Origin of the sequence: Algoriphagus terrigena DSM 22685 (genome assembly GCF_000429445.1) — a bacterium.
Classification (GTDB): domain Bacteria; phylum Bacteroidota; class Bacteroidia; order Cytophagales; family Cyclobacteriaceae; genus Algoriphagus; species Algoriphagus terrigena.
This window is the reverse complement of the sequence record NZ_KE386905.1, coordinates 2,006-5,000: the sequence shown is the minus strand read 5'-3', so window position 1 is coordinate 5,000 and position 2,995 is coordinate 2,006. Positions and strand designations below refer to the sequence as shown.

Annotated in this window: 3 protein-coding genes; 1 reads left to right on the top strand and 2 read right to left on the bottom strand. The window is 48.7% G+C overall.

The features are described from left to right. Positions 1–32: 32 nt before the first annotated feature. Together G459_RS28720 and G459_RS0126490 are read right to left on the bottom strand one after the other, a co-directional pair. The gene (locus tag G459_RS28720; protein WP_084454453.1) at positions 33–977 is read right to left on the bottom strand and encodes an IS3 family transposase; all 945 of its coding nucleotides are present in this window, start codon (positions 975–977) and stop codon (positions 33–35) included. Continuing rightward, a complete protein-coding gene (locus G459_RS0126490) occupies positions 974–1,372 on the bottom strand; it encodes a transposase (RefSeq protein WP_026967570.1) in 399 nt (132 codons plus the stop codon). Before G459_RS0126490 ends, G459_RS28720 begins: the two co-directional genes overlap by 4 nt. A gap of 178 nt (positions 1,373–1,550) precedes the next feature. Between G459_RS0126490 and G459_RS0126485 the strand changes: the two genes are divergently transcribed. Beyond that, positions 1,551–1,793, top strand: a complete 243-nt coding sequence (locus tag G459_RS0126485; RefSeq protein WP_026970261.1) for a hypothetical protein — start codon at positions 1,551–1,553, stop codon at positions 1,791–1,793. Positions 1,794–2,995 lie beyond the last annotated feature (1,202 nt).

The following is a 2,995-nucleotide window of genomic DNA, read 5'->3' as shown; positions in this document are numbered from 1 at the left end:
TGTACTTCCCTAAATATGGTTGACCGTTTGGTTCAACATTTATTTAATTCCATCGGACAATTATGAGCCAGAGGTTCTTCTCTTGGGTAAACTTCGAAGGGGCTCGATGTCCCTAAGAAGTTTTGTCTTCCTTCGGTATAAATATTCACCGTCGGTCTTTCTTGGGTAGGTAAATCTATCAGTTTTTGGTAAAACTCCATGGGGGTGTAGTTCATATTAAACGCCCGATGGAGCCGTTTTTCGTTGTAATGGCTGACCGCCTTGGCCACTTTTCTCTTTAGCTCTTTGAAGTCACGGATTGCCCATCGTTTCAGGTATTCATTCTTGATAATGCCATTGATCCGTTCTGCATAGGGGTTTTCCCAAGCGACTAATCCCATACTGATATGAATCTTTTGGCCGGACAACAACTGGGTATAGGCATGACTCCCATACTGCGATCCCCGGTCTGAATGATGGATAGTATCCCAAGGAGTACAGTTCATGATCCCCAAAGCCTTCTTCAATGCCCTGATATTCGCTTCTGTGCGCAGGTGATCGCTCACGGCGTACCCGACGATCAATCTAGTGTACACATCTATGATAAACACCAAGTAATAATGATCGCCTTTAAGTTGAAAGTAAGTGATATCACTCTGGATCACCTGAAAAGGCCTGGTGACACACATCCCTTCAATTAGATTAGGATAGTATAGCGCTCCACTGAAGGTGGTCCGATGGTAATTCTTCACCCGATTGACCCCATAGCCCAGCTCCAGAAAAAGCTCACAGAACTTGTCCCTTCCCATGAAGTGCGGTCTTAGCGCATAGTACATCTTTTCAACCCCACACCCGGGATGCTCTGCTTTGAGCTGGTTGGCCAATACAATCAGTTCAGACAACTCCCGGTCAAAGGATTCCTGCCGATTTTTAGCCTGCTGAACCGACTGTTTGCTTACTCCTACAGTTCGGTAGAGTTCATTAAGGGAATAGCTCATGACTTGTCTGTTGGATTGGAACCACCAGAGTGTGGGGTGTTGGAGTTTTTTTTGACATCGATGGAATAAGTGTCCTTTGCCAGATCAATCATCTTCTCCAGATAATCAATCATTATCTGCTTCTGGCCAACGGCCCGTTCCAACTCCTTGACCTTTTCTTCCAGTTCTTTTACCCGATGGGTTTGGCTGTCTTTCATCTCCACGATACAGATGTTTTTCTCGTTGTAGGTAGAATACTTATAGATCCACTTGTAAATAGATTTGTTTGAAATTCCGTACTGCCGCTCCATCTGGAGTACCGACATCACACCCTTTTCAAAATCATCAACCAATTTACGTTTGAATCCTTCTGAAAATTCACGACGTGAATTGATCCTTTTTCCCGTTTTTAGCATTTCTTTCTTGGCTTTAAAACGGTCAACCTATTTCAGAGAATGACAGTCGTGGGAAGTGTTATACAGCTGGTTGTCGGGTTGTCGAGTGCGGAAAAAGCTCCGTAGGTGCGGAAGCTTTGTAGCCGTGGGTGAAGCCTGAGGCACGATCCCTCGACACTTCGACAAGCTCAATGCGGATATGCTCGGGAACCGTGTAGCCCACAGTAAAAAGCAATTGCACTCGACGCAGAAATACAGCTTGGAAAAGGCGGTCGATGCCAATACTTCGACATGGTTCGACACGCTCACCAACCGAGCTCAGCACAGGTGTAAGGAGTGGGAAGTTGGAAGGGATTTTTTGGTTGTCGGATTGCAAATCCTATGGTCGGACGTCGATGTATCCCATTTCGAGGAGCCGGGCAAGGTGGTGAGTGGTAAATAGTCCAGCTTCGGGAGAAGCAGGATAACGGAACGAAAAAATAAAGATTTGTCCTACCCTTCAACCTGGCCCAAACCTAAAACAGCCCACCGGGCTGTTTCCTAACGGTTTGTCCTCCTGCAGGCTGGCCTCCCGATACGCTTCGCTACTCGGGACAGGCTCTCGCTAAAACAGCCCTCCGCGGCGGGCTGTTTCTTAACGCTCGGTCCTCCCCCTACCCCCTTTGAAGAGGATTCTTCTTCCTTTTGAATATTACAATTCAAGGGGGAGTTGCGGCGGAATGAATTGACTGACGGAACGCGTGCCGTAGGTACGCCAGATGGGTAGCCTGGGGTTTCAACCCCAGGTAAAATGGATAAGATGTTTCAACCTCGGCGCAGGAATTGCGATGACACAGGGATCTTGATGCCGAGGTACGGAGAAGATGATTGATTGGTAAATAGTCCAACATTAAAGTACGACGGGGCTTGGGTGAGGCCTTGGGAACCTCGATGGTTGTTTTCTTTCACGTCCTTTTGGCTTGACCCAAAAGGACCAAAAGGTCAAGATTTGGCCAAGCTCCTACCTCCCGATACGCTGCGCTGCTCGGGACAGGATCTCGAAAGATTTGGAATTTCAATGGAATAAGCTTCGAGGCTCGATCCTGGCACAAGGGCGGACGCCGGAGATACTTTGCCCACCCTGCAGGCTGGCCCAAACTTAAAACAGTCCGCCGGACTGTTTCCTGACGGTTTGTCCCCCACGCGCCTCTCCTAACTATGATTTGTATCCGCCAAAGGCCGGGATTTGACGTCACGACCCAGAATGGGTCAAACCTCTCAATAGCCGTGGGTGAGGCCTGAGGTACGAAGGCCGGAACCCACGGTAAAATGGATCAGATGTTTTGACCTCGGCGCAGGGATATAGTTAGTAAATGGGTGTCGATGCCGAGGAGGAGTTGAATACAAATGTCGAGGAGCGGGAATCCCGCCGTTCAGGCTGGCTGCTCGCCAAAACAGCCCACCGCGGCGGGCTGTTTCTTCACGCTCACCCCTCTGGAGAAGCAGGACAACAAGGGACTTTTAAGGGAGAGGTGGTTGCGTGTAAGTGAACCTCGATTCCCCATTTGACCGAGCTCGCAGATTTTTTCCTTCGTCACTTTTTGTGGGGCAAAAAGTAACCCAAAACCCTCGGGCCCCAGTCTTTACTTCCAATCGGTGGTGTTT

What these genes read in the sequence shown, in the direction of transcription:
- G459_RS28720 (WP_084454453.1), bottom strand. Translation starts at nt 977, where the DNA reads ATGAGCTATTCCCTTAATGAACTCTACCGAACTGTAGGAGTAAGCAAA.
- G459_RS0126485 (WP_026970261.1), top strand. Translation starts at nt 1,551, where the DNA reads ATGCTCGGGAACCGTGTAGCCCACAGTAAAAAGCAATTGCACTCGACG.
- G459_RS0126490 (WP_026967570.1), bottom strand. Translation starts at nt 1,372, where the DNA reads ATGCTAAAAACGGGAAAAAGGATCAATTCACGTCGTGAATTTTCAGAA.